At 64.5% G+C, this 22,373-nt stretch carries 21 protein-coding genes; 5 read left to right on the top strand and 16 right to left on the bottom strand.

The features are described 5' to 3' along the window. Complete coding sequence (locus ACE191_RS20795) at positions 1-345, top strand: 2Fe-2S iron-sulfur cluster-binding protein (RefSeq protein ID WP_400194179.1); 345 nt, start codon at positions 1-3, stop codon at positions 343-345. A 365-nt stretch (positions 346-710) separates the two neighbouring features. Here ACE191_RS20795 and recO read toward each other — a convergent pair whose 3' ends face one another. The 7 genes from recO to ACE191_RS20760 all read right to left on the bottom strand — a co-directional run bounded on the left by recO (position 711) and on the right by ACE191_RS20760 (position 7,944). After that, a complete protein-coding gene (gene recO / locus ACE191_RS20790) occupies positions 711-1,427 on the bottom strand; it encodes a DNA repair protein RecO (protein ID WP_400194178.1) in 717 nt (238 codons plus the stop codon). 97 nt (positions 1,428-1,524) lie between these two features. Next, on the bottom strand, positions 1,525-3,837 hold the full coding sequence (locus ACE191_RS20785; protein ID WP_400194177.1) for a two-component regulator propeller domain-containing protein: 2,313 nt from the start codon (positions 3,835-3,837) through the stop codon (positions 1,525-1,527). Between the two features lie 54 nt (positions 3,838-3,891). Continuing rightward, entirely contained in the window at positions 3,892-4,512 is a 621-nt protein-coding gene (locus tag ACE191_RS20780) for a thymidine kinase (RefSeq protein WP_400194176.1), read from the bottom strand. A 163-nt stretch (positions 4,513-4,675) separates the two neighbouring features. Then, positions 4,676-5,110 (bottom strand): FKBP-type peptidyl-prolyl cis-trans isomerase, encoded by a 435-nt coding sequence (locus ACE191_RS20775; protein WP_400194175.1) that lies wholly within the window; start codon positions 5,108-5,110, stop codon positions 4,676-4,678. 4 nt (positions 5,111-5,114) lie between these two features. Then, positions 5,115-5,654, bottom strand: a complete 540-nt coding sequence (locus tag ACE191_RS20770) for an FKBP-type peptidyl-prolyl cis-trans isomerase (RefSeq protein ID WP_400194174.1) — start codon at positions 5,652-5,654, stop codon at positions 5,115-5,117. Positions 5,655-5,725: 71 nt separating this feature from the next. Continuing rightward, positions 5,726-6,739 (bottom strand): FKBP-type peptidyl-prolyl cis-trans isomerase, encoded by a 1,014-nt coding sequence (locus ACE191_RS20765; protein WP_400194173.1) that lies wholly within the window; start codon positions 6,737-6,739, stop codon positions 5,726-5,728. 164 nt (positions 6,740-6,903) lie between these two features. Beyond that, a complete protein-coding gene (locus ACE191_RS20760) occupies positions 6,904-7,944 on the bottom strand; it encodes a bifunctional oligoribonuclease/PAP phosphatase NrnA (RefSeq protein WP_400194172.1) in 1,041 nt (346 codons plus the stop codon). A 254-nt stretch (positions 7,945-8,198) separates the two neighbouring features. Here ACE191_RS20760 and ACE191_RS20755 point away from each other — a divergent pair, with 254 nt between their 5' ends. Next, positions 8,199-8,618, top strand: coding sequence for a nucleoside-diphosphate kinase (locus ACE191_RS20755; protein ID WP_151080793.1), 420 nt, complete (start codon positions 8,199-8,201; stop codon positions 8,616-8,618). A 388-nt stretch (positions 8,619-9,006) separates the two neighbouring features. Here ACE191_RS20755 and ACE191_RS20750 read toward each other — a convergent pair whose 3' ends face one another. The 5 genes from ACE191_RS20750 to ACE191_RS20730 form a co-directional block, all read right to left on the bottom strand. Further along, on the bottom strand, positions 9,007-10,356 hold the full coding sequence (locus ACE191_RS20750; RefSeq protein WP_400194171.1) for a nucleoside permease: 1,350 nt from the start codon (positions 10,354-10,356) through the stop codon (positions 9,007-9,009). A 317-nt stretch (positions 10,357-10,673) separates the two neighbouring features. Beyond that, positions 10,674-11,783 carry an alkene reductase gene (locus ACE191_RS20745; RefSeq protein WP_400194170.1) on the bottom strand — a complete coding sequence of 370 codons (1,110 nt, stop codon included), beginning with the start codon at positions 11,781-11,783 and terminating at the stop codon, positions 10,674-10,676. An 86-nt stretch (positions 11,784-11,869) separates the two neighbouring features. Further along, positions 11,870-12,142 carry an ArsR/SmtB family transcription factor gene (locus ACE191_RS20740; protein ID WP_400194169.1) on the bottom strand — a complete coding sequence of 91 codons (273 nt, stop codon included), beginning with the start codon at positions 12,140-12,142 and terminating at the stop codon, positions 11,870-11,872. A gap of 93 nt (positions 12,143-12,235) precedes the next feature. Further along, positions 12,236-12,850: a superoxide dismutase gene (locus ACE191_RS20735; protein WP_400194168.1), complete on the bottom strand. Its 615-nt coding sequence runs from the start codon at positions 12,848-12,850 to the stop codon at positions 12,236-12,238. A gap of 102 nt (positions 12,851-12,952) precedes the next feature. Continuing rightward, the gene (locus ACE191_RS20730; protein ID WP_400194167.1) at positions 12,953-13,402 is read right to left on the bottom strand and encodes a nucleoside deaminase; all 450 of its coding nucleotides are present in this window, start codon (positions 13,400-13,402) and stop codon (positions 12,953-12,955) included. A gap of 96 nt (positions 13,403-13,498) precedes the next feature. On the opposite strand from ACE191_RS20730, the gene ACE191_RS20725 reads away from it, so the two are divergent. Then, positions 13,499-13,774, top strand: a complete 276-nt coding sequence (locus ACE191_RS20725; RefSeq protein WP_400194166.1) for a barstar family protein — start codon at positions 13,499-13,501, stop codon at positions 13,772-13,774. Between the two features lie 56 nt (positions 13,775-13,830). On the opposite strand, the gene ACE191_RS20720 is transcribed toward ACE191_RS20725, so the two are convergent. Together ACE191_RS20720 and ACE191_RS20715 are read right to left on the bottom strand one after the other, a co-directional pair. After that, a complete protein-coding gene (locus tag ACE191_RS20720; protein ID WP_400194165.1) occupies positions 13,831-17,460 on the bottom strand; it encodes an ABC transporter permease/M1 family aminopeptidase in 3,630 nt (1,209 codons plus the stop codon). A 187-nt stretch (positions 17,461-17,647) separates the two neighbouring features. Beyond that, entirely contained in the window at positions 17,648-18,547 is a 900-nt protein-coding gene (locus ACE191_RS20715; RefSeq protein WP_400194164.1) for an ABC transporter ATP-binding protein, read from the bottom strand. 357 nt (positions 18,548-18,904) lie between these two features. Here ACE191_RS20715 and ACE191_RS20710 point away from each other — a divergent pair, with 357 nt between their 5' ends. Together ACE191_RS20710 and ACE191_RS20705 are read left to right on the top strand one after the other, a co-directional pair. After that, positions 18,905-20,152 carry a sensor histidine kinase gene (locus ACE191_RS20710; RefSeq protein WP_400194163.1) on the top strand — a complete coding sequence of 416 codons (1,248 nt, stop codon included), beginning with the start codon at positions 18,905-18,907 and terminating at the stop codon, positions 20,150-20,152. A gap of 10 nt (positions 20,153-20,162) precedes the next feature. Further along, complete coding sequence (locus tag ACE191_RS20705; RefSeq protein WP_400194162.1) at positions 20,163-20,957, top strand: LytR/AlgR family response regulator transcription factor; 795 nt, start codon at positions 20,163-20,165, stop codon at positions 20,955-20,957. A 77-nt stretch (positions 20,958-21,034) separates the two neighbouring features. On the opposite strand, the gene ACE191_RS20700 is transcribed toward ACE191_RS20705, so the two are convergent. Continuing rightward, positions 21,035-21,607, bottom strand: a complete 573-nt coding sequence (locus ACE191_RS20700) for a hypothetical protein (RefSeq protein ID WP_400194161.1) — start codon at positions 21,605-21,607, stop codon at positions 21,035-21,037. Positions 21,608-21,735: 128 nt separating this feature from the next. Beyond that, positions 21,736-22,203, bottom strand: coding sequence for a hypothetical protein (locus ACE191_RS20695; RefSeq protein WP_400194160.1), 468 nt, complete (start codon positions 22,201-22,203; stop codon positions 21,736-21,738). Between the last annotated feature and the right edge of the window lie 170 nt (positions 22,204-22,373).

The raw sequence follows: 22,373 nt of genomic DNA, 5'->3' as shown, positions 1-22,373 counted from the left end.
ATGCCTTTACTGACGGTCCTGAATCTGCCCGGCGGGCCCGTAACGGTACTGCCCGGGCAAACCTTGCTGCAAGCCTTACACGCAGCCGGCCACGATTGGATGCACGCCTGCGGGGCCCGCGGCCGCTGCACCACCTGCCGCCTCGAGGTGCTGAGCGGGGCCGAGCACCTGGCGCCGCCCACCGCCGCCGAGCAGCGCTACCACGCCCGCGGCCGCCTCGCCCTGACGGCCCGCCTTACCTGCCAGGCCCAGCTGCCCGCGGGCGAGGTAACCGGCCGCGTGCCCGAAGCCACCAAGTTGCCGCACGTAACTTATTTAGGTGATGAGGTGACAGGTAACATGTGACACGTAACAGGTGAAAAGGAAGCCCGAGCCGGCGGCAAGGCGTGGCTTTCTAGCTGTTGCGCATGGCCTTCTAGTAGAAGCGTGTGCTCCTCTAGCAGTTCGGTGTAGCCTTCTAGTAGTTCCTTGTGGGGGTATAGCAGTTCCGTATGGCCTTCTAGCAGTTCGGTGTGCCTCTCTAGCAGAAGCGTGTGGGCTTCTAGCGGTTCCGCGTGGGCTTCTAGTAGAAGCGTGGTGCCTCTCTAGCAGCGGCGCGCGAGTGGCCGCGGCGCCCAGCAACCCGACTACCTCGCTCCCACTGTCCCACCTGCTGTTACGTGTTACGTGTCACGTGTTACCTGTCACCCAAATTACCTGTCACCCAAAACTCACTCCGACAGCACTTCCGACAATACGTCGAGGGAGCGGATGTCGCCCAGGCCTTCGACGTGCAGCTGGTAGTAGCGCAGCAGAATGCCCAGCAGCTCGCGGCGCACCCGGCCGTTGGGAATGGTAGGCTGGGCCGGCTGGTGCAGCAGCTCGCCGAAGTGGTGCTCGAACTCCTGAAAGCGCAGCACCGTGGGGCGCGCGGTGCTGGCCTGGTTCACGTCGGTGGCGAAGGCCACCTGCTCGGTAATTTCCCGGCCCGACTCGGGGCCGAAGCCCAGGTAGCCGGCCAGGTGCAGCAGAAACAGCAGGGCGAAGTTTTCGTGCTGCTCGGTCTGGGCGTCGTAGGTCAGCAGTGAGTCGTGCAGGAAGGCGAACAGCTCGGGATTGGGCTCTTCCTCGCGCACCGAGCGGCTCACGACTTCGGACAGAAACAGCAGCACGCTGCTTTTGCGGATGTCGTAGGGAATGGTGCGGAAGGGGTAGGCGCAGCGAAATTCGGAGAGGCGGGTGAGGCCGCCCCGGGGCGAAACGTAGGCCACCAGATCGAGCAGGGTGAAGGGCTGAAACAGGGCAATGCGCCCCGGCGGCTTGGCCCGGCGCACCCCGTTCACGATGTAGGACTGCACCCCGCGCTGCTCGGTGTAAATGCGCGCAATAATGCTGGTTTCGCGGTATTTCAGGTAGTTCAGCACAATGCCGCGGGTCTTGATCAGCATAGAAGGGAGTTCGGGTAGCGAAACGGAAACAACAACGGACCACGCCAAAAAGCGCCGGCAAAATCCCTTGCCGGCGCTTTTACTGGCGGCGGGCGCCTTAGCGGCCGTTGACCACGGCCACCTTAGCAATGCAGCCGTTCTCGCCCTGGGCGTCGGAGGTCAGCACCAGGTATACGCCCGACTGCACCCGGCGGCCGTTGTAATCGGCCAGGTTCCACTCCACGGTGCCGCCGGTAGCGCGGGTCTGGTACACCAGCGTGCCGGTGATGTCGGTGATTTTGACTTCGGCGTTGTTGGCAATGCCCGAAATGCCCACCCGGCCCGCGAAGTCCGGGCGCACGGGGTTGGGAAACACCTTCACGCACTCGGGCTTGCCCTCCGTCACGGTGGCCGAGCCGCGGTAGGCCACCACGCCGGCCTCAGTGGCCACCCACACCTCGCCGGTGCGGTCGTTCACGGCCACGTCCACGATGCGGTTGGAGGGCAGGGGGCTGTTGGCGGTGGTGAAGTGCTGCAGGGCCTCGTCGGCGCCCTCGTTGAACAGCCACAGGCCGTTGTCGGTGCCAAACCACTTGCGGTTGGCCCCGTCCACGGCCACGGCCCGCACCACGTCGGAGTAGAGGGTGGCAAAGCCCGAGCCCGCGCCGCGCTGCACAAAGGGCGTGGTGAATACCTCCTGCGGGTCGAAGGCGTTGGCCGGGGTGCTGAGCACGGCTACGCCCGCCTCGGTGGCCACCCAGATGGCGCCGTTGCGGTCCTTGGCAATGCTATAGAAGGTGGTGCTGGGCAGTCCCTCGCTTTCCCCGAAGGAGCGCGCCCGCCCGTCGAGGTCGGTGACCGTGACGCGGGGCGGCACGCCGCGGCGGGTACTGATAACCCAGGCGTGGTTTTCGTCGTCGAGCACGATGCGGCCCAGGTCTTCGGAGCCCGGGAAGTAGGGCACCGTGCGCCACTGCGCCGTGCCAGGCGTAAACACGAACAAACCCGAGCGGCCGCCGCCCAGCTGGTGGCGGTTCAGCACCCACACGTTGCCCTCGGAGTCGCTGGCCACGTCGGTGAGGCGGGTGTAGCGCGGGTCGGTGGGAATGGCGCTGAGCAGGGGCGAGCCGGGCGTACCCTGCACAAACTGCCGGAATTCGCCGGGGCCCTTCCACTCGAGCAGCCCGCCGCCGTAGCTGGCCACGTACAGCGTGCCGTCGGGCGTGCGCGTACCCCGCACAACGTCTGCGGGGTTGGGGTACTGGTTGGCCGCCAGCTCTTTGGCGGTGACGTTGGTCCAGCGGCCTTCCGCGTCGTACTGGAAAAACCCGCTGCGCTGGCCCAGCTGCTCGTAGCTCTGGCGGAAGCCACCCGAGAATACGGTTACGGTGTTGCTGGCCGCGTGGGCCAGCAGGCCAAAGGCGCTGGCCGTGTCGGGGGCGTTGGCGCGGTAGGGCGTAGCCTGCGCCGGGGCGTCGAGGCTCACGGCCAGCAGCCCGTTGCGGTTATCGGCCACGTACAGCGGCCCGCTGCGGGCGCGCACGGCATCGTACACGTCGGCCAGCAGGGAATTCTGCAGGCGGCTGCGCACCTGCCCGGTAACGCCGTCGAGCACCGTTACGCGGTTGTACTCGGCCACTACCAGGCCAGCGGCCGACGAGCGCAGCGCCCGGTAGGGCCCCACGCCGTAGTTGAGGTTCTGCCAGCGCCCGTTGCCGCTGTTGCGGTACAGGTCCGAGCCGTCGACGCCCGCGTACACCTGCCCGGCGTGGGTGACTAGGGCGTAGGCCGTCAGGCGCAGGGCCATGCGCCAGCGGTTGAAGTCGAGCAGGTTGGTGTTGAGCGCACCCACCAGCACGCCCACTTCGGTGGCGGCGTAGAGCGAGTCGCGCAGCACGGTAGTGGCCAGCACCCGGGGCGTGGTGCCGCCGGGCCCGATGTTGATGTAGGTGTCGCGGATTTCGCGGCGCTGCAGGTCGAGCACCACGATGCCGAACGGCGTGGTGAGGTAGGCGTAGCGGCCGCCGAAGCTCACCGCGGCTATTTCCTTGCCCCCCTGAATGGCCCGGCGCTGAATGTCGGAGATGGTGGCCACCCGCTGGCCGTCGGCGCGCAGAATGTCGATGGTGCCGCTGCGGTAGCCCACCAGCACCTGCCGGCTCACCGAGTCGTAGGCCACGGTGCTTACGCCCACGTCGCTGAGTCCGTCGCGGCGCGAGAGCAGCTGAACCGTTTTCAGGTCCTTGTCGAACACGTAGAAGGAGCTGTTGGCGGCCACGTACAGCCGGTCGCCGGCGTCGGCCATCACGCGGCTGTTGGTGGTGGGCAGGTGCAGCTGCCAGTCGCCCAGGCCGGCGGTGCGCTGGCCCAGGGCGGGCAGCGTGAGTAGCCCGGCAGTCAGCAGCAGGAAGGCGCGTAGCAAGTGAGTCATGAACCAGGGAAAAAACGGCCGGAAAGGCGTGGCCATAACGCCGCCGGGGCGCGGTTAGTGCTTGAACTCGGCCGCCGCGCTGGCCGATTTTTCCTGCCGGCCTTCCAGAAAGCAGTGGCGGCAGCGGGCCTCGTAGGAATCGGTTTCGCCCAGCAGCACCTGCTCGGCCGAGGCGGCCTTGCGAAACGAATAGGTGGCAATTTCGCCGCAGCACACGCACACGGCGTGCACCTTGGTCACGTACTCGGCCACGGCCATCAGCGCCGGCACCGGCCCGAAAGGCTGGCCGCGGTAGTCCATGTCGAGCCCGGCCACGATGACGCGCACGCCGTGGTCGGCCAGCTGGTTGCACACTTCCACCAGGGAAGCGTCGAAAAACTGGGCCTCGTCGATGCCCACCACGTCGCAGCCGCTGGCCAGCAGCAGCATCTCGTCGGGCAGCTGAATGGGCGTAGAGCGGATGCTGGTGGCGTTGTGCGACACCACGTCGTGCTCGTGGTAGCGCGTGTCGAGGGCGGGCTTGAAGATTTCCACCCGCTGGCGGGCAATGCGGGCGCGGTTGAGCCGGCGAATCAGCTCCTCGGTCTTGCCCGAGAACATCGAGCCGACCACTACTTCTATCCAGCCGCGGCGGGCGGCGTCGCGGCCGTTGCCGACGCGGGGTTCTATAAACATGAAAAGCAGGAAATCCGGGGCGGGTTCAACGTCCCAAGTTACGCCCGGCCGGCTGGTTTTGGCAACTCTGCCCGCCGCAACCCGGTGGCCCACCGGCTGGGCCGCTGAGGGTGAGGGCCTGAAAAAGCGCCGGCCGGAATGCGGGGCAGCATTCCGGCCGGTATCAGTTCACCCGCACAATCTCCAGTTCAAACAGCAGATCGGTGTTGGGCGGCACGCGGTAGCGCGTTTCGTCGTCGGGGTCGCGCTGCCCGGCCGCGCCGTAGGCCAAAGCGGCCGGCACGCGGGCCCACACGCGGCTGCCGGCCGGCAGCAGGGGCAGCAGCTCTTCCCAGCCGGGAATCACTTCCTGGCGGCCCAGGCGCAGGCGCAGCGGCCGCGCCTCGGTGGCCGACGACTCAAACAGCCGGCCATCGGGCAGAAACACCGAGTAGTGTACCGTGACGCGGCCCGCGGGGCCAGGGGCAGGACCGTGACCGGGCTGGCGCAGCACGTAGCGCACGCCGCCGGGAGTGCGCAGGGTGTCGGCCGGCAGCGGGGCGCCGACGGCCGGCGGCAGCAGAATCAGCAGCAGCGCGAGCAGCAGAAGGCGCGGCACGGGTTTACTGCTCGACTTCGGTGACGATGATTTCGAAGCGCAGGGGCGTGTTGGCGGGAATGCTTCTGGTAGCGTTCATGCCGTAGCCCAGGTGCGAGGGTACCAGCAGCTCCACCTCGTCGCCCTTGCGCAGCAGCAGAAAGGCTTCGTCCCATGCCTTAATCACGCTGCCGGCGCCCACCTGAAAGCCAAAGCACTGGCACAGCGGCGCGGGAGCGTTTTCGTAGGACGAGTCGAAGCGGCGGCCGTCGAGGAACTTGCCGATGTACTTGGCCTGCACGTTTTTGCCGTTGAGTACCTGCGGACCCGTACCGGCTACTTTGCGCACGATGTACAGGCCCGACTCGCGGCGCTCGATGCTGGCGGCCGGAATACCGGCCTGGGTGATGTAGGCCTGAATGGCGGCGTCGTCGCGTTTTTTCTGGGCCTCGATGAACTCCGCGTAGGAGTCGTCTCTTTTGCAGGCGCCCAGCAGCAGCAACGGCAGCAGCAGGGTGTACCACCAGCGGCGGTCAGAAAACAGGGAAGGGGAAAGCGTACGCATGGTAAGAAGAAAAGAAGCGGGCGGCTGGCCAGAAGAGCCGGCCGCCCGCCGATTGGTTGCATTCAAGCCGATTACTGGCCCTGCGGCATACCCATGGGCATGGACGGCTGGGGCGGCGCGGCCTTCACGTCGACCAGCTCCACGTCGAAGCGCAGCACGGCGTCGGCGGGAATGTCGTTGCCGGCCCCGCGCTGGCCGTAGGCCAGGCTGGAGGGAATCAAAAACACGCCCTTGGCGCCCTTGCCGAGCAGGGCAATGCCCTCGTCCCAGCCGGGAATCACGGCGCCCACGCCCAGCGGAAACTCAATCGGCTTGCCGCCGTTGCGGGCCGACGAGTCGAACTCCTTGCCGTCGAGCAGGGTGCCGCGGTAGTTTACGGAAACCACCTGACCCTGGCTGGGCTTGGCGCCCGCGCCGGGCTGCGTCACCACGTAGTGCAGGCCGCTGGCCGTTTTCTGGGTTTTCAGGTTGTTTTTCTGCACGTACGCCTGGATGATGGCCTCATCCTTGGGCTTCTGCGCCTCGGCGTGCTGCTGCTGCTTCACCTGCATTTCCTGCATGGCCTTCTGCTGGGCCACCATGGCGTCGGCCTGGCTCTGAATGGCGTCGACCTTCACGTACAGAATCATGGTGTTGCCATGCTTCTTGATGGGCGGCGGCGCGGGCTGGCCGGTGGTCTTGATCGAGAGCGAGTCGGCGTTGAAGCGGAACACGGCCGAGTCGCCGGGCTGCAGCATGGAAATGGCCTCTTCCAGGCCCCCCTTGGCTTTTACCGGTTGCAGCGGCACGCGCACGGGGTAGCCCATCTGCTGCTTGCGCGACTGGAACAGCACCGAGTCCTTGGCCGTGCGGTACTCCACGTGCAGGGCAATGATCTGACCCAGGCGCTTGCGGTACGCGGCCGAGTCGCCGCCCGCTGCGATTTCGCGGCTGCTGTACTTGCCGCCTTCGTTTTTAAATACCTGGTATTCGATGCCCGAGGGCGTTTTGGCGAAGTCGCCGCCGCCGCTGGTTTTGTCGCAGGAGGCAAGGCCGAGGGCACCAGCCGCCAGGGCAGGCCAGAACAGAAAGGAAGTGCGAAGCATGAAAGAGAAAGGATGAAAAAGAATGCGGGGCGAAGGTAGGGCGGGAGTCCTGAGTATTAGGTATTGAGTAGTTGGTAGCAAGAGCAAAGGAGTACCAATGTTACGTTCCGGTCTCTCACTATCAACTACTCAATACTTATTACTGACTACCTACTACCCAGTACTTACTGTGGCGGGGCAATGGCCAGTGGCGCCGTAACCAGTTGGGTTTGGTAGTCGGGCAGCAGACTCAGAAACTTCTCCACCGTTGCGTCGAGCGGCTCGTGGCTGATGCCGCCGGCCGCGTTGTGGTGGCCACCGCCGTTGAAGTGGCGGCGCGAAAACTCGCTGACCGAGAAGTCGCCTACCGAGCGGAAGGAGATTTTCACGGCCTGCACGCGGTCGATGAGGATGGCGGCAAACACGATGCCCTCAATGCTGAGGGCGAAGTTGACCAGGCCTTCCGTGTCACCGGTTTTGGAGTGGTACTGCTTCAGCTCTTCGTTGGTAATGGCAATGTAGGCCGTGTTGTACTCGCGCAGCACCCGCAGCTTGTCCTTGAGCACGAAGCCCAAAAAGCGCAGCCGCTCCTCGGAGTGCGAGTCGTAGATGCGCCGGTGCACCGACGAGAGGTTGATGCCCGCGTCGAGCAGCTCGGCAATGATCAGGTGAACGTTGCGCGAGGTGCTGGGGTGGCGGAACGAGCCGGTATCGGTCATGATGCCCGCGTAGAGACACTCGCCGATGGCCGGGGTGATGAGGTGCTGGTCGCCTAAGTCGCGGATGATTTCAAACACCAGCTCGGCCGTAGCCGCGGCGCTGGGAAAGGAAAAGGCAATGTCGGCGAAGGGCTCAGGCTGCTCGTGGTGGTCAACGAGCACTTTCTGGCCCGGGGCCTGGCGCACGTACTCGCCCAGCTCGTGAATGCGGCCCAGCGAGGAAAAGTCGAGGCAGAACAGCACCTCGGCCGTACCGATGATTTCGCGCACCTGCCGGTCGTTGCGGCGCGGGTCGTACACGATAACCTCGTCGTTGCCGGGCATCCAGCTCAGGAAGTCGGGGTAGTCGGAGGGCGTGACCACCGTCACGTGGTGGCCTTTGGCGCGCAGGTAGCCCGCCAGGCCCAGCGACGAGCCCAGCGCGTCGGCGTCGGGCTTGTGGTGGGTGGTGATGAAAATGTGCCGCGGCTCCCGGAGGAGCTCTTTCAGCGCCGTGACGTCGTGCATTGCCGGCTGATAGGTGACTGACTACGCGGCCCTTAAAAGGCGCGCAAGGGGGCAAATTTCGGGAATGATTCGCAAACTTGTGCCGGATGAACACCGGCGCCGCCGCGCTTGGTTCAGCCGCCGCCCCGCCGCGGGGGCTATTTGCGTCAGCGTGCGGCGCTTTGGGGGCTGGCTGCTACTTTTGCGGCCGCAAAACTTTTTTTCATTGAGCGACTCACCACCTCCGGTAGTCTTCACATAAACCCCCTCTTGCCATGGCCACGAACCGCACGTTCACCATGATTAAGCCCGACGCCGTTCAGGACGGTCACGCCGGGGCCATCCTCGCCGACATCGAAAAGGCCGGCTTCCGCATCGTTGCGCTGAAGAAAACCCTGCTGACCCCCGAGCGCGCCGGCGAGTTCTACGCCGTGCACAAGGAGCGCCCCTTCTACGGCGACCTGGTGAAGTACATGTCGTCGGGCCCCATCTACGCCGCCATTCTGGAGAAAGACAACGCCGTGGCCGCTTTCCGTGAGCTGATCGGCGCCACCAACCCGGCCCAGGCCGCCGAGGGCACCATCCGGAAGAAGTACGCCAAGAGCATCGAAGCCAACGCCGTACACGGCTCCGACTCTGACGAAAACGCCCAGATCGAAGGCGACTTCTACTTCCCGGCCAACGAGCAGTTCTAATTCGGGCCGGCGAGCTATCTTGCCGCTGAAACAGGTTGAAAACCCACTCTGCGCTGCGCAGGGTGGGTTTTTGTTTGTGCTGGTTTTGTGCTGGTTTTATACCCCACTTGTGCCTTAGGAGGTTGGACTAGCCTGCTTCCTGCCACCGGCGTAACCGGCTACTGCCTTAGCTAGTGCTGCTCTAGGGCGCTTTCCGGGCTGTGCCTACTGCAACGACGGTCCGTTCACGCGTGGCAAGAGCTTTGGCGCCGATCAGGATGCCAGCAGAGCAATGGCAAGGATGGTCCGGCCATAGCAGGCGTAGTCGTCGGCAAGGCCGAAAAAAGCCGCGCCCGCGGCGGCCAAAGCTGCCACGGGCGCGGCCCGGGTTTACCGACATTCAGCGCCGCTACGCCTGCTCGACCGACGGCACCGGCTCGGTGTGCTCGGCGTTCTGCACCTCCTGGGGGGTGTGCTTGTGCTTGAATAGGATGACGAACAGCACGGCAATGGCCAGGGCGTAGCCCGCAAAGGCCAGCCAGATGCCATGCCAGTCCTTGGTAACGCCGTCGGACAGGGTGAAGTACTGCTCGATGACCACGCCGCTGACCAGGCTGCCCAGCACTGCGCCGAAGCCGTTGGTCATCATCATGAACAAGCCCTGGGCCGAGGCACGGATGGAAGGCGCCGTTTGCGTCTCCACGAACAAGGAACCCGAGATGTTGAAGAAGTCGAAGGCCATGCCGTAGACGATGCACGAGAGGATGATCATCCAGAGCCCAGATTCTAGATTGCCAAACGCGAACAAGCCAAAGCGGAGCACCCAGGCAACCATGCTGAAAAACATCACCTGCTTGATGCCAAAACGACGCAGGAAGAAAGGAATGGCCAAAATGAATAGTGTCTCGGAAATCTGCGAGATGGACATGATGATGGCCGGATATTTTGCAGCTAAACCACTCAAAGTATCAAGCGGCTGAGACGCTAGCTGCGACAACAGTTGAGACCAGGACTCGATATTGATTGGTTTTACACTTTCGCTAACATCGTGCAGAAAGGTGTCTCCGTAAGCATTAGTTAGCTGTAGTGCGGCGCCCAGCAGCATGGCAAACAAAAAGAAGGTGAGCATCTTCGTGTCGCGCAACAGGGCGAAAGACTTTAAACCCAGCACGTCGACCAGGGAACGGCTCGGGGTGCCTGCGGCTGTAGGTGGGCACTTGGGAAGGGTAAACGAGTACAGGCCTAATAAGATAGCCGCCGCAGCCGCTACGTAGAACTGATTGGCCGAAGTCTCGAAGCCGAGCAAACTCACCGTCCACATAGCTACTACGAATCCAACAGTGCCCCAAACCCGGATGGGCGGGTAGTCTTTCACCACGTCGAAACCCTCGCGCTTGAGCACCGAGTACGACACGGCAATGCTCAGGGCCAGCGTGGGCATGTAGAAAATCATGTTCAGCAGAATCACCCAGAAGAACATGCCGGGGTCGTCGACCAGGGGAATGGTCAGCAGCACTGCGCCGCCCAGAATGTGCAACAGGCCGTAGAGCTTCTCGGCATTCACCCATTTGTCGGCCACAATGCCCATGAGCGAGGGCATGAAGATGGAGGCAATGCCCATGGTGGAGAAGATGGCCCCGAACTGGGCCCCCGACCACTCTTTGGTTTGAAACCAGTACGCCCCAATCGTTATCAGCCACGAGCCCCAGATAAAGAACTGGAGAAAGCTCAGGATGGTGAGGCGAAGCTTAGTACTCATGCAGGTGCAGAGGATAAGGGGAAAGAATTTAGCCCATAAATATACACGATTTCTCCCCGGGTGAAGGGCGCCTGAAGGGCCTGGCACCGGGCAAAACATCGGCGACGGCAGCGCCGGGCCGGCGCCCGGACTTGCTATGGTGATTGGAATTCAGGGCCAGAGACCGGGGCGAGGGGCGGAGGCGGCAGGCTGCTGCCACCGAAATCGGCCCGGGGCGCGGTGGCAGGCGGGAGCCGATTGCCGGCAGGGGCTGGGGCCCAAAAAAAGCCGACTCTGCTCCAGAGTCGGCTTTTTTGCACGAATAATGGGTTGGTTGGCTAGCGGGCGGCTTCGGCCAGGCGCAGCGCCGGGTAGTCGGTATAGCCCTGCTGGAAGCCTTCGGGGCCGGGGGCGTAAAACGTGGCCGGGTCGGGTTGGGCCAGCGGCGCGCCGGTGCGCAGGCGCTCCACCAGGTCGGGGTTGGCAATGAAGGGGCGGCCAAAGGCCACCAGATCGGCCCGGCCGCTTTGCAGGGCTTCTTCGGCGCGCGGAGCATCGTAGCCGCCGCTCAGGATGAGGCTGTTGGTGAAACGCTCGCGGAAGGCGGCCACGGTTTCGGCCGGCACGGCCGGGGCACCCATGGCGCTGTGGTCCACGAGGTGCACGTACACCAGGTTCAGGCGCTGCAGCTCGGTGGCCAGGTAAGCGTAGGTGGCGTCGATTTCGGGGTAGTGCGGCATGTCGGAGGCCACGCCCCAGGGCGAGAGGCGGATGCCGGTGCGCTCGGGCCCGATGGCGGCGGCCACGGCGGCGGCTACCTCCAGCACGAAGCGCGCCCGGTTTTCCACCGAGCCGCCGTAGGAGTCGGTGCGCTGGTTGGCCACGGGGTTCAGAAACTGCTCCAACAGGTAGCCGTTGGCGCCGTGCAGCTCCACGCCGTCGAAGCCGGCTTCGATGGCCAGCTGGGCGCTGCGCACGAACTCCTGCTTGAGGGCCGGCAGCTCGTCGGGGCGCAGGGCGCGGGGCTGCGGGTGGGCCTGCATCTGCTGCTGGTCGGTCCACATCTCGCCGGCGGCCGTTACGGCCGAGGGGGCAATGACTTCGGCGCCCTCGGGCAGGTTAAGCTGGTGGCCAATGCGGCCGGTGTGCATCAGCTGCACGAAAATGTGGCCGCCCTGGGCGTGCACGGCGTCGGTGCTGAGGCGCCAGCCGGCTACCTGCGCCTGGTTGAACAAGCCCGGAATGCGGGCGTAGCCCAGGCCATTGGGCGCGGGCGAGGTGCCTTCGGTGATGATAAGGCCGGCCGAGGCGCGCTGGGCGTAGTATTCGGCCATGAGGGCGTTGGGCACGTTGCCCAGGGCGCGGCTGCGCGTCATGGGGGCCATTACCACGTGATTCTGGAGGGTAAAAGTACCTAGCTGGGCAGGCGAAAAGAGTTGCTGGCTCATGGGAGTCGAAGAGATGAATGGGCGAAAAGTCACTGTCTAAAAGAAACAACACATTTAAATGTTTGAATTGATTACGGGAAATTTTTTTAGCCCAGCTCCCCCAAAAAAGCCGACAACCCCCGCAGAGCCTCCCGGTTCAGGCTGATCTGCACGCGGCGACCGGTTTTCTGCGTGGAAACCAGCCCGCTGTCGGTGAGGACCTTCAGGTGGTGCGAGGTGCAGGGCTGGGAAAGACCGGTAAGCTCCTGCACGTCGGCAAAGGCCAGCTGCTCACGCTTGCCCAGCTCCAGCACAATGGCCAGGCGGTACTTGTCGGCCAGGGCACCGGCGGTTTTCTCAACGAGTTGGGCAGTCATCATGGTAGAAGAAAGGTAAGCAAATCGGCCGGTCCCGTGGGGAACCGGCCGATTCAAGCAAAAGTGCCGCGGCCGATGGCGGGCCGGGCAGCTAACTTACATGGGGGTGGCTTCCTGGAAGCGGCGGTTTACCTCGTCCCAGTTAATGACGTTGTAGAACGCCTGGATGTAGTCGGGACGGCGGTTCTGGTAGTTGAGGTAGTAGGCGTGCTCCCACACGTCGAGGCCCAGCACGGGAATGCCGGTGCAGCCCGCGTCGGGCATCAGCGGGTTGTCCTGGTTGGGCGTCGAGCAGATTTTCACCGAGCCGTCGGCCTGCTTGCACAGCCAGGCCCAGCCCGAGCCGAAGCGCGTAGTGGCAGCCTTGGTGAATTCTTCCTTGAACTTATCGTAGCTGCCGAAAGCCTGGTTGATGGCGTCGGCTACGGGGCCGGAGGGCTGGCCGCCGCCGTTGGGGCCCATGATCTGCCAGAACAGCGAGTGGTTCCAGTGGCCGCCGCCGTTGTTGCGCACCGCGGCCGGGGCCTTGGCAATGTTGTGCATGATTTCCTCCAGCGACTGGCTTTCCATGTCGGTGCCGGCAATGGCGTTGTTGAGGTTCGTCACGTAAGCCTGGTGGTGCTTGGTGTGGTGAATCTCCATCGTCTTGGCGTCGATGTGGGGCTCGAGGGCGTCGTAGGCGTAGGGCAGCGGGGGCAGTTCGAAAGCCATAGTGCTAGGGGGGTTGGGAGGTGGGACGGAAAGAAATGTCAGGGAATAACCGCCGAACCGGGCTGCGGGTTACGCGGAGCCGGCGGAAGCGGCCAAAAGTAGCTATTTCCGCCGCTCGGCAAAGAAGCGCTGCATGAGGGCGGCGCAGTCGGCGGCCAGCACGCCGGTGAGCAGCTCGCAGCGCGGGTGCAGCAGCTGGCCGTGGCGGCGGTAGCCAAACTTCTCCTCGGCCGCGCCGAACACCACCCGCGGCAATTGCGCCCAGGCCGCGGCGCCGGCGCACATCACGCAGGGCTCCACCGTCACGTAGAGGGTGCACTCGTGCAGGTACTTGTTGCCGAGGGTGTTGGCGGCGGCCGTGAGAGCCAGCATCTCGGCGTGGGCCGTCACGTCGCGCAGCTGCTCGGTCTGGTTGTGGCCCCGGCCGATGACCTGGCCGGTGGCGGTGAAGGCCACCACGGCGCCGATGGGAATTTCGCCGAGGGCATAGGCGCGCTCGGCTTCGCGCAGGGCCTGGCGCATCAGGCGTTCGTCTTGGGCAGTGGCGGGCATGGGCACAAAAGTAGGCGGAGGCGAGGGAGGGTGGTAGATGAGAATCTAGGATGGCTGCGTATCATTGGATGACCGCCGCATTTTCAACCTCGCTCCATGCGAATTATCGTATTCGATGGCAACTCCCTGGCCAGTAAAGAGGCGTTTGGGGATGCGTACGAAGCCCAGACTGATCCTGAAGCGGAGCCTGGATTTGGGCGGAACTTGGATGCCTTAAACGATTCTCTTTGGGGCGGCCCAGGCTGCCCTGGCCGGTGCAAAGTGGTGATTAGAAACGGTCGTAAGTTAGCGGCAACAATGGGCCGTCAGTGGTACGAAAATCTACTCGAAATACTGCGCGAAGCCGACGACGTTAACCTTGCAGTTAAGTAACAGACAAAAGCCCCCGCACCATGCGGGGGCTTTTGCTTAAATGGCGCCAAGACCAGCTACGCCTTCTTTTCCTCGGGCGTCTTGGTGTTGTCGTCGGGGTTGCGGTCGACCAGCTTGTTTTGCGGGTCGATGCCCACGCGCTCGGGCTTGCTGGGCACCACAAACTCGAGGCGGTTGCGGCCGGGCTTGAGGCGGCGCTTCTGTTGCACCAGCGGCACTTCCTCGTAGCTGCCGCCCTTGCCTTTCTGGCGGGTGGTCACGCTCACGTCAATCAGGTCGCGCGCTTTCAGGTCGGGCGTTTCGTTGCCCAGCGAGTCGGCGTAGAGCTTCTTGGTATCGACGGTGAAGCTGACGCGGTACTGGCCGTTGGGCAGCTTGCGGTAGGAGGCCGAGTCGACCTTGTTTTCGTAGAGGGTAATCTTCTCAAACAGGTCGGTAACCACGTACTGCAGCGAGTCGGGCGTGTGCTTGCGCAGGGCAGCGATGAACTCCAGCGAGTTGGTGAACGGGGCGCGCTGGTAGGCTACCCGGTCGCGGTACTCGCGGATGGCGCGGTTCACGTTCTGCTCGCCGATGTAGTCCTGCAGGGCGTACATGGCCAATGAGCCCTTGCGGTAGTGGATGTAGGGCTGGTTTTCGACCAGGTACAAGGGCACTTCCTTTTTGCGCTCCATGCTGCGGCCCGAGAGGTAGCTGTCGAGCTCAAAGCGCAGGAACTTCTTCATCTTGGCCTCGCCGTAGAGCTTGCGCATCACCATCAGGGCGGCGTACTGGCTCAGGGTTTCCGACATGAGCGTGGAGCCCTGCACGTTGCCGCCGATGATCTGGTGAGCAAACCACTGGTGGGCCACCTCGTGGGCCGTGATGTAGAGCGGGTAGTCGATGTCCTTGGGGTCGGTCGAGTCCACATCGGCAATGAAGCCGATGCTTTCCGAGAACGGAATGGTGTTCGGGAACGACTGGGCAAAGGAACTATAGCCCGGGAATTCCAGAATGCGCACCTGCCGGTGCTGGTAGGGGCCGAAGTGAGCGGTGTAGTAGTCGAGGCCTTCCTTCACGCCGCGGGCCATGCGCTTGAGGTTGTACTCGTGGCCGGGCTGGTAGTAAATCTCGATGGGCACGTTCTTCCACTGGTCCTTGTACACGGCGTAGCGGGCCGAGAGAAAGGAGTAGAAGTTCAGGATGGGCGCGTCCATTTTGTAGTGGAAGTAGCGGCGGCCGTCCTTGGTCCATTCCTTCTGCAGGTAGCCGGGGGCAATGGCAATCTGGTCGGCCGAGGTGCTCACCGTGGCCTCGAAGCGAATCCAGTCGGCGTCGTTGCCCAGGTAGGTGTTCTGGCGGGCCGCCGAGTCGCGCACCGAGGCCATGCGGGGCTTGGGCTTCAGGTCGTACTCCTTGCGCAGGTCGTCGTCGCTGAGCTCCACGCCCTCCTGGTAGCCGATGTGGGGCAGCAGCTCGGCGTTGTTGACGAAGGTGCCGTTGTAAACCATGCTGGTGTTGGAGCCCGAGTTGCGGAAGCCCGGGTTGGTGTAGGCCAGGTCGAAGTGCAGCTGCACCGAGTCGCCGGGTTGCAGGGGCTGCTGCAGGCGCAGAATGCGGAAGTCCACGTCGCCCACCCGGTCGTGGAGCACCTGCTGGGCGGGGCGGCCCAGGCGCAGCTGCTTATACTCGGCCGTGGCGTCGCCGGTCAGCAGCACCGAGTCGAGGGGCTGCGGGGTGCGGTTCAGCAGCCAGTAGTAGCCGCGCAGGCGCACGTCGCGCTCGGCGGGGAAGATGTCGGCCTGCACGTTGGCGGCCACGATACGCGGCTGCGGGCGGCCGTCGAAGCGCTTGTACTTCTTCTCAAAGTCGGCCGAAAGCTGCTCCTGCTCGTCGGAGGTGCGGTACTGATTCAGCACGTTGGTGTTGTAGTAGATGTAGCCGCCCAGCCCCACGAAGGCCAGCAACGCCAGGCCGGCCACCACGCGCAGCGCGGGCGAGAGGCCGAAGCGGGCCTGCTGCCAGCGCCAAGAAAAGCGCGTTTCGGTGCCGCGCGGCCAGAGCAGGCTGCTGGCCAGCGCCAGCAGCACGGCAAACGCGGCCCAGTAGAACTTGAAGGCGAAGAAGGGCAGGGCGAAGTGGCCGTAGCCGTTCATGGCCGAGTAGGGCGTGCCCGGGGCGCCGTTGAAGGAGTACAGGTTGTGCTCGAGACCCAGCTGGCCCTTAAAGATGTTGAACAGGTAGTAGAGCACCATGATGAAGTGGCCCATGTACTTGTTGTTGCACAGCACCTGCACCAGCATGGCCAGCACGCACATCAGCAGCATGCCGATGAGGCGGAAGCCGAACAGCTCCTTCACGTACACGTCCAGCTCGTAGGTGAAGTAGCCCATGCCGGTTTGCAGCAGCAGCCCGCAGAGCATCACCACGGCCAGCAGCACCACCTGAATCAGCATCAGCGCCAGCAGCTTGGCCGTGAAGGGCACCCACGAAGGCATGGGCATGGCGTCGTAGATCTGGTTGACCTTGGAGTCCCGCTCGCGCCACACCAGCTCGCCGGCGTAGAAGATGATGATGATGAGCTGGAACAAAGCAAACGTACCGGCCAGCAACTGCACCACTACCGGCGTGACGGGGAAGGTGTTGGTGCCGTAGAGCTTGCCCACCTGCAGTCCCGAAATCAGCAGGAACAGTATGCCCGCGCCGGCAATGCCGATGAAGTACACGCTGCGCACGGTGCTGAAAAACTCCAGCCGCACCAGCCGGCCCAGCTGCGCCCAGGCCAGCGCCGCCGTGAAGCGCGGCGTGACGGTGACCAGTTTGCCGAGCTTGGGCGTTTCGGCCACGCCCAGGGCCGAGGCTTTGGGGCGCGGGCCCGAGTCGGCCTTGTTGGCGAAGGAAAAGCGGAAGAAGCCGTAGCAGGCCAGCAGCGTGAGCGCGCCCACGCCCAGCCACAGCAGGCGGTTCTGCAGCACGAAGCTGCTCCAGGGCAGCAGCAGGGTGTTTTTCTCGGCCGTGGTCCAGTAGCGCTGGGTCAGGTCGATGGCGCTGCCGCCCAGCGGGTCGAGCAGGTTGCTGAGCGTGTCGTTGTCGAGGTCTTGCTGCAGGCTGCCGGCAATGGAGTACAGCACCAGAAACAGCACCCCGCCGAGGTAGATGGACAGGGCCGAGCGCGAGAGGGTGGCGGCGGTGAAGAAGATGGCGCCCGTCAGAAACAGGTTGGGCAGCACGTGGGTGAGGTAGGGCTGCAGGTAGGCCCCCAGCGTGTTGGGGCCCAGCTTGTCGGCCAGCATGGTGGGCCAGAAGGTAGCCAGCCAGGCGCCCAGCGCCCCGCCCAGAAACACCAGCGCCGTAATCACGAACGAGCCCAGAAAGCGGCCGCCGAGGTAGCCGGCCTTGCTGATGGGGGCCGTGTAGTACAGCGAGTGGGTGCGGTGGTCGAAGTCGCGGTACACCGGCGTGCCCATCATCGAAGACGTGATGAACACCCCAAACAGGCTCAGCACGGTGAGAATGGTGTTGAGCTGGTAGGGCGAGTTGGCCAGCACCTTGCCGCCGCCCCCGCCGATGCTCACGTTGGCGCCAAACACGCCGCCCACAGCCAGCATGAACAAAAAGGCCATCAGGGCCATCAGCCCGAAGTAGATGTACGTGGCCGGCCGCTTCAGCCGGTAGCGGAGCTCAAAAAGGAATATTTCCAGGAACATGGTCGTCGGTTTCGTTAACCGTCATGACAAGTCGCTGCTCTCAGAAACGTCATTCCGAGCGAAGTCGAGGAATCCCGCGTGCTGACGCCAGGTAGTAAGCCTTGGTATAAGCGGGCGGGATGCTTCGGCTGCGCTCAGCAGGACGCTCAGGGCCGATTCGGCATGACGTTCTTGGTGGTTACTGGAATCAGGCTTTCACTGCGCTGGCGGCTACCTGCTCGGCGGCGTGAATGCGGGCGAAGTACACGTCCTCCAGCGTGGGCTCGATGCCCTCGAAGCCGTTGCCGGGCTGGGCCAGGCTGTGCACGTGAATGATGGTCTGGCCCGCGAACAGGCGCGAGGAAATCACCGCAAACTGCTGCTGGTAGGCTTCCAGCTCCTGCTTCGCAATAGTGCGCCGCCAGATCTGCCCACGCATTTCCTCGATGGCCACCAGCGGGTCGCCGGTGTACAGCACCTGCCCCTTGTTGATGATGGCAAACTGCCGGCACAAGTCCGACACATCGGACACGATGTGGGTGGAGAGAATCACGATGCGGTCTTCCCCGATTTCGGCCAGCAGGTTGTGGAAGCGGTTACGCTCGGTGGGGTCGAGGCCGGCCGTGGGCTCGTCTACGATGATCAGGCGCGGGTTGCCCAGCAGCGCCTGCGCAATGCCGAAGCGCTGCTTCATGCCGCCGGAGTAGCCGCCCAGGTTCTTGTTGCGCACGTTGTAGAGGTTGGTTTGCTGCAGCAGGCCGTCGACCACCTGCTTCCGCTCGCCCTTGTGGCTGATGCCCTTGAGCACGGCGAAGTGGTCGAGCAGCTCGGCCGCCGTCACCTTGGGGTACACGCCAAACTCCTGCGGCAGGTAGCCCAGCACCCGGCGCACCTGCTCGGGCTGGCGCAGCACGTCGATGTCGCCCAGCCGGATGGAGCCCTGGTCGGCTTCCTGCAGGGTGGAGATGGTGCGCATCAGCGAGGATTTGCCCGCGCCGTTGGGTCCCAGCAGCCCGAACATGCCCGGGGCAATGCGCAAACTCACGTCGTTGAGGGCCTTGGTGCCGTTGGGGTAAGTTTTGGAAAGGTGTTCGATGACCAGTTCCATAGAACAGTAAGCGTTAGGAGTGGAGGAGCAGTGCCAGAAATGGCCGATAAGATAGCACTATCGGCCAGGGCCGTGAGCGGGCGGGCCGAACTCGGCTGGGCCGGGAGCTTGGCTACAAACCTATCCGGTAGCAGGCCGCGCCGCCGCGTTTTTCGACCAACGCCCCGGCCGGGGCCGCCAATGGCGGGCGGGCTGCCCACAACGCAGCGGTCGGCGTTGGCCGGGCGCGGGCGGGCGTTGGCCGGGCGCCGCGGCCGGGTAGTCGATTCGCGGGCGCGGCGTTGCGGCCACCGCCCTATTTTCGTAGCCGTTCTCCAACTGCCGGCGCCGTTCGGTGGCTTTTTCCGGGCCCGACTCATGACCGATCTGACGATACCTACTGCGGCGGCTACCACGCCCGCGCCTTCGTGGTGGCTGCGGCCGGCGGGCCCCAGCACGGTGCCCTGGCGGGTGCACACGGTGCTGTGGGCGCTGCTGCTGGGCAGCAACGCGTTTTACTGGCTGGTCCGCCGCGCCATCGAGCCGGCCGCCTGGGACTTGCCGCTGGTACTCACCGACGTGGTGCTGACCGTGGCTGCCTACGCCGGGCTGTTCTACCTGAGCTGGTTTGTCATCATTCCGCGCCACCTGAGCCGCAACCGGCCCTGGAGCTTTTTGCTGGTGATGCTGCTGGCCATTGCCACCACGGCCCTGCTGCGCTACGGCTCCAACCTGGCCTTGGGCCGCACGCCCTCGCCCTGGCCGCAGCATATGGAGCTGGAGCACCCCAACTCGGTTTCGGGCTCGTTTATGGACGGGCTGAAGGCCGGCATAGCGGCGGGCAAGCAGCGCGAGGCGGAGGTGCACCGCACGGGCGACACTACCGGGCGCAACATCCTGCCCTCGGCCCTGCTGGTGCTGCTGCTGAGCGTGTATTTGCGCCTCTCCAACGACCACCAGCACGACGTGCGCCGCCGCCGCGAGCTGGAGCGCCAGCGCCAGGAGCTGGAAAAGCAGCACCTCGCGGCCGAGCTGAGCTTGCTCAAGGCCCAGATCAACCCGCACTTTTTGTTTAACACGCTCAACAACATCTACTCCCTGGCCAGCGAAGCCGACCCCGAGGCGCCCGCCGCCACGGCCGTGCTGCAGCTCTCGGATTTGATGCGCTACCTGCTCTACGAAAGCAGCGCCGACACCGTGCCCCTGGCCAAGGAAATCGACCACCTGCGCAGCTTCCTGAGTTTGCAGCTGCTGCGCCTGCCCGGGGCCGCGCCCGACTGCCTGCGCTTTGGGGTGGCGCCCGAAGTAGCCGAGCCCTGCACCTATCCCATTGCGCCCATGCTGCTGCTGCCCCTGGTCGAAAACGCCTTCAAGCACGGCGACCTCACGGTGCGGCCCCACGCCGTGGAGCTGGCCCTGGCTCTGCCCGAGGGCCGGCTGGAGTTTTCGGTGCGCAACCGCGTGCGCGCCGCCCGCCCCCACGAGCCGCGCCGGCCCGGCGGGGTGGGGCTGGCCAACCTGCGCCGCCGCCTGCAGCTGCTCTACCCCGGGCGCCACCGCCTGCAGGTCGAGCAAACCGCCGACAGCTACTTCGTGCAGCTTACCTTGCTGCCTTCCGCCGACTAGCCCGCTGCTCATGGACGACTCCCTGGCCCCGCCTCCCCGCATTCTCACCTGCGTCGCCGTCGACGATGAGCCGCTGGCCACGGCCGTCATTCAGCGCTACTGCGCCCAGCTGCCGTTTTTGAACCTGGTGGGCACCTTCCACGAGGCGCTGTCGGCGCTGGCCTTCCTGCAGACCACGCCGGTAGACGTGCTGTTCCTCGACATCGAAATGCCCGGGCTTACCGGCATGCAGCTGGCCCGCATTCTGCCCCCCGGCACCGGCCCGCGCATCATCCTCACCACCGCCTACGACCAGTACGCCGTGCAGGGCTACGAGCTGGGCGTGGCCGACTACCTGCTCAAACCCATTGCTTTCCAGCGCTTCGTGCAGGCCGTCAACCGCCTCTACCAGAGCTTCGGCGCGCCCGTGGGTTTGCCTGCCGCGCCCGCGGCCCCGCCCCCTGCTGCCGAGCCGGCTCCGCCGCCAGCGGCCGGGGCAGCAGCGGACGCGATGTTCGTGAAAAACGAGCACCGGCTGCAGCGAGTGGCCTTCGCCGACATCCTCTACATCGAGGGCATGAAGGACTACTTGATGATTTACACCGCCGACGGGAGCAAGATCCTCACCCTGCAGTCGTTTCGGCGGGTGGAGGAGGTGCTGCCGCCCGAACGCTTCGCCCGCATCCACAAGTCCTTCATCGTGGCCCTGGGCCGCATCGAGCACGTGGAGCGCGGCAAGGTGCAGGTCGCCGGCCGCCTGCTGCCCGTGGGCGACGCCTACCGCGACGCCTTCATGGGCCTGATTCGCACCCACAACCTGCTCTAGCGCCCGCGCCGGGCACCAAAAAGCCCCGTCCGGCGCAGGCCGGGCGGGGCTCCAAAACAAAACGGGTATAAACCGGACTACTTCAGCTGAATGGCCTGCGACATTTCCTGGGCCACGGGCTGGTACTTGGCCTGCTCCTCGATGGGGCAGTTGAAGTGGAACACGTACAGCTGGTTGCCCTCAATGGCGTACTGCATCAGCTGGTAGCGCTTGAGCGGGGCCATCATCTCGCGCCCGCGGCGGTTGTCCGACAGGGTCGAGACGAACTCCAGCACGATGAAGTCGCGCTTGTTGATGGTGCGGATGTCCTTGGTCAGGAAGTCAACCTTGCTGTAGGTGTTCTTGAGTGTCGACTCGTAAATCTTCAGCAGCAGGGCGTAATCCTTGTTGCTGAAGGTGGTTTGCTTGCTGGCCACGCTGAAATCGACCCGTCCGGCCGGGTTGCTGAACACGGCCAGGGGCTTGCGCGGGGCGGGGTACTTCACCGCAATGGCGTCGTCGGGCAGGGCCTGGAAGTCTTCGGGCACGCCCACGGTCAGATTTTTGGCTACCTGGGCCTTCTTGAGCTTGGGGCCGGCCATGGCCAGCAGCAGCACCAGCGGCAGCAGCCACAGCAGGCGCGCGGGGAAACGGGAGAGGAAGGTTTTCATAGTTCGGCGGCAAAGTAACGCCGGGGCGGGCGGGAAAATTTCGCGGGTGTTCGGGGGAAAGGCAGCTGGTGCCGCAACCCGAAAGCGGCGGCACCAGGGCAGCGGGTCTCAAGCCGGAAAACCCGGGCTTAGCGGCGGTTTTTCTTTTTCTTGGAAGCTACCGGCTTCGAGGGGTACTTGATGTTGACTTTCTTCCAGTACAGGTAGTTGTCGATTTTGGCCTCGACCAGGTAGGTGCCGGCCGGCAGGTGGCCCAGGTCGACGGGGGCGCCGGTGTGGGTAGCCGGGTCCAGCTCCTGCGAGTACACCACGGCCTTTTTGTAGTTGGTCATGGTGAGCGTGCCGGGCTTGGTAAACTGCTGGGTGAAGCTCAGCAGCACGGCGTCGGAATTGGGCTTGGGGAAGATGTCGATGCCCGAGAGGGTTTCCACGCGCTTGATGGCGCCGTCGAGCACCACCGGCTCGGCCTGGGACTTGGTTTTGATTTCGGTGCCGGTGGTTTCCGACTTGGTTTTGGTTTTGACCTTGGTCTGGGCCTGGGCGGTCGATACGGCGAGCAGGGCGGTGGCGGCGAGCAGCAGGGCGGAGCGTTTCATGATGAGCAATGGTAGGGGAGGAAAGCCGGGTAGGGGTGTTGGGGCGGCCCTTTGCACATTCCGGGCCAATTTGGATTCCCCACGCTTTACGTGCCGGGCGGGCGCCGGGCTTGCCTATCTTTGCCGGCTCCTGAACCCGATTTCCCGCTTGCCGCGCCTTGCCGGCGCGC

The organism is Hymenobacter sp. B81 (genome assembly GCF_044628455.1).
GTDB lineage: Bacteria > Bacteroidota > Bacteroidia > Cytophagales > Hymenobacteraceae > Solirubrum.
This window is presented reverse-complemented; position numbering and strand designations above follow the sequence as displayed.

Excerpts from the sequence above, each read along its gene's own strand:
- ACE191_RS20795 (WP_400194179.1), top strand. The coding sequence starts at position 1 with ATGCCTTTACTGACGGTCCTGAATCTGCCCGGCGGGCCCGTAACGGTA.
- recO (WP_400194178.1), bottom strand. The coding sequence starts at position 1,427 with ATGCTGATCAAGACCCGCGGCATTGTGCTGAACTACCTGAAATACCGC.
- ACE191_RS20785 (WP_400194177.1), bottom strand. The coding sequence starts at position 3,837 with ATGACTCACTTGCTACGCGCCTTCCTGCTGCTGACTGCCGGGCTACTC.
- ACE191_RS20780 (WP_400194176.1), bottom strand. The coding sequence starts at position 4,512 with ATGTTTATAGAACCCCGCGTCGGCAACGGCCGCGACGCCGCCCGCCGC.
- ACE191_RS20770 (WP_400194174.1), bottom strand. The coding sequence starts at position 5,654 with ATGCGTACGCTTTCCCCTTCCCTGTTTTCTGACCGCCGCTGGTGGTAC.
- ACE191_RS20765 (WP_400194173.1), bottom strand. The coding sequence starts at position 6,739 with ATGCTTCGCACTTCCTTTCTGTTCTGGCCTGCCCTGGCGGCTGGTGCC.
- ACE191_RS20760 (WP_400194172.1), bottom strand. The coding sequence starts at position 7,944 with ATGCACGACGTCACGGCGCTGAAAGAGCTCCTCCGGGAGCCGCGGCAC.
- ACE191_RS20755 (WP_151080793.1), top strand. The coding sequence starts at position 8,199 with ATGGCCACGAACCGCACGTTCACCATGATTAAGCCCGACGCCGTTCAG.
- ACE191_RS20750 (WP_400194171.1), bottom strand. The coding sequence starts at position 10,356 with ATGAGTACTAAGCTTCGCCTCACCATCCTGAGCTTTCTCCAGTTCTTT.
- ACE191_RS20745 (WP_400194170.1), bottom strand. The coding sequence starts at position 11,783 with ATGAGCCAGCAACTCTTTTCGCCTGCCCAGCTAGGTACTTTTACCCTC.
- ACE191_RS20740 (WP_400194169.1), bottom strand. The coding sequence starts at position 12,142 with ATGATGACTGCCCAACTCGTTGAGAAAACCGCCGGTGCCCTGGCCGAC.
- ACE191_RS20735 (WP_400194168.1), bottom strand. The coding sequence starts at position 12,850 with ATGGCTTTCGAACTGCCCCCGCTGCCCTACGCCTACGACGCCCTCGAG.
- ACE191_RS20730 (WP_400194167.1), bottom strand. The coding sequence starts at position 13,402 with ATGCCCGCCACTGCCCAAGACGAACGCCTGATGCGCCAGGCCCTGCGC.
- ACE191_RS20725 (WP_400194166.1), top strand. The coding sequence starts at position 13,499 with ATGCGAATTATCGTATTCGATGGCAACTCCCTGGCCAGTAAAGAGGCG.
- ACE191_RS20720 (WP_400194165.1), bottom strand. The coding sequence starts at position 17,460 with ATGTTCCTGGAAATATTCCTTTTTGAGCTCCGCTACCGGCTGAAGCGG.
- ACE191_RS20715 (WP_400194164.1), bottom strand. The coding sequence starts at position 18,547 with ATGGAACTGGTCATCGAACACCTTTCCAAAACTTACCCCAACGGCACC.
- ACE191_RS20710 (WP_400194163.1), top strand. The coding sequence starts at position 18,905 with ATGACCGATCTGACGATACCTACTGCGGCGGCTACCACGCCCGCGCCT.
- ACE191_RS20705 (WP_400194162.1), top strand. The coding sequence starts at position 20,163 with ATGGACGACTCCCTGGCCCCGCCTCCCCGCATTCTCACCTGCGTCGCC.
- ACE191_RS20700 (WP_400194161.1), bottom strand. The coding sequence starts at position 21,607 with ATGAAAACCTTCCTCTCCCGTTTCCCCGCGCGCCTGCTGTGGCTGCTG.
- ACE191_RS20695 (WP_400194160.1), bottom strand. The coding sequence starts at position 22,203 with ATGAAACGCTCCGCCCTGCTGCTCGCCGCCACCGCCCTGCTCGCCGTA.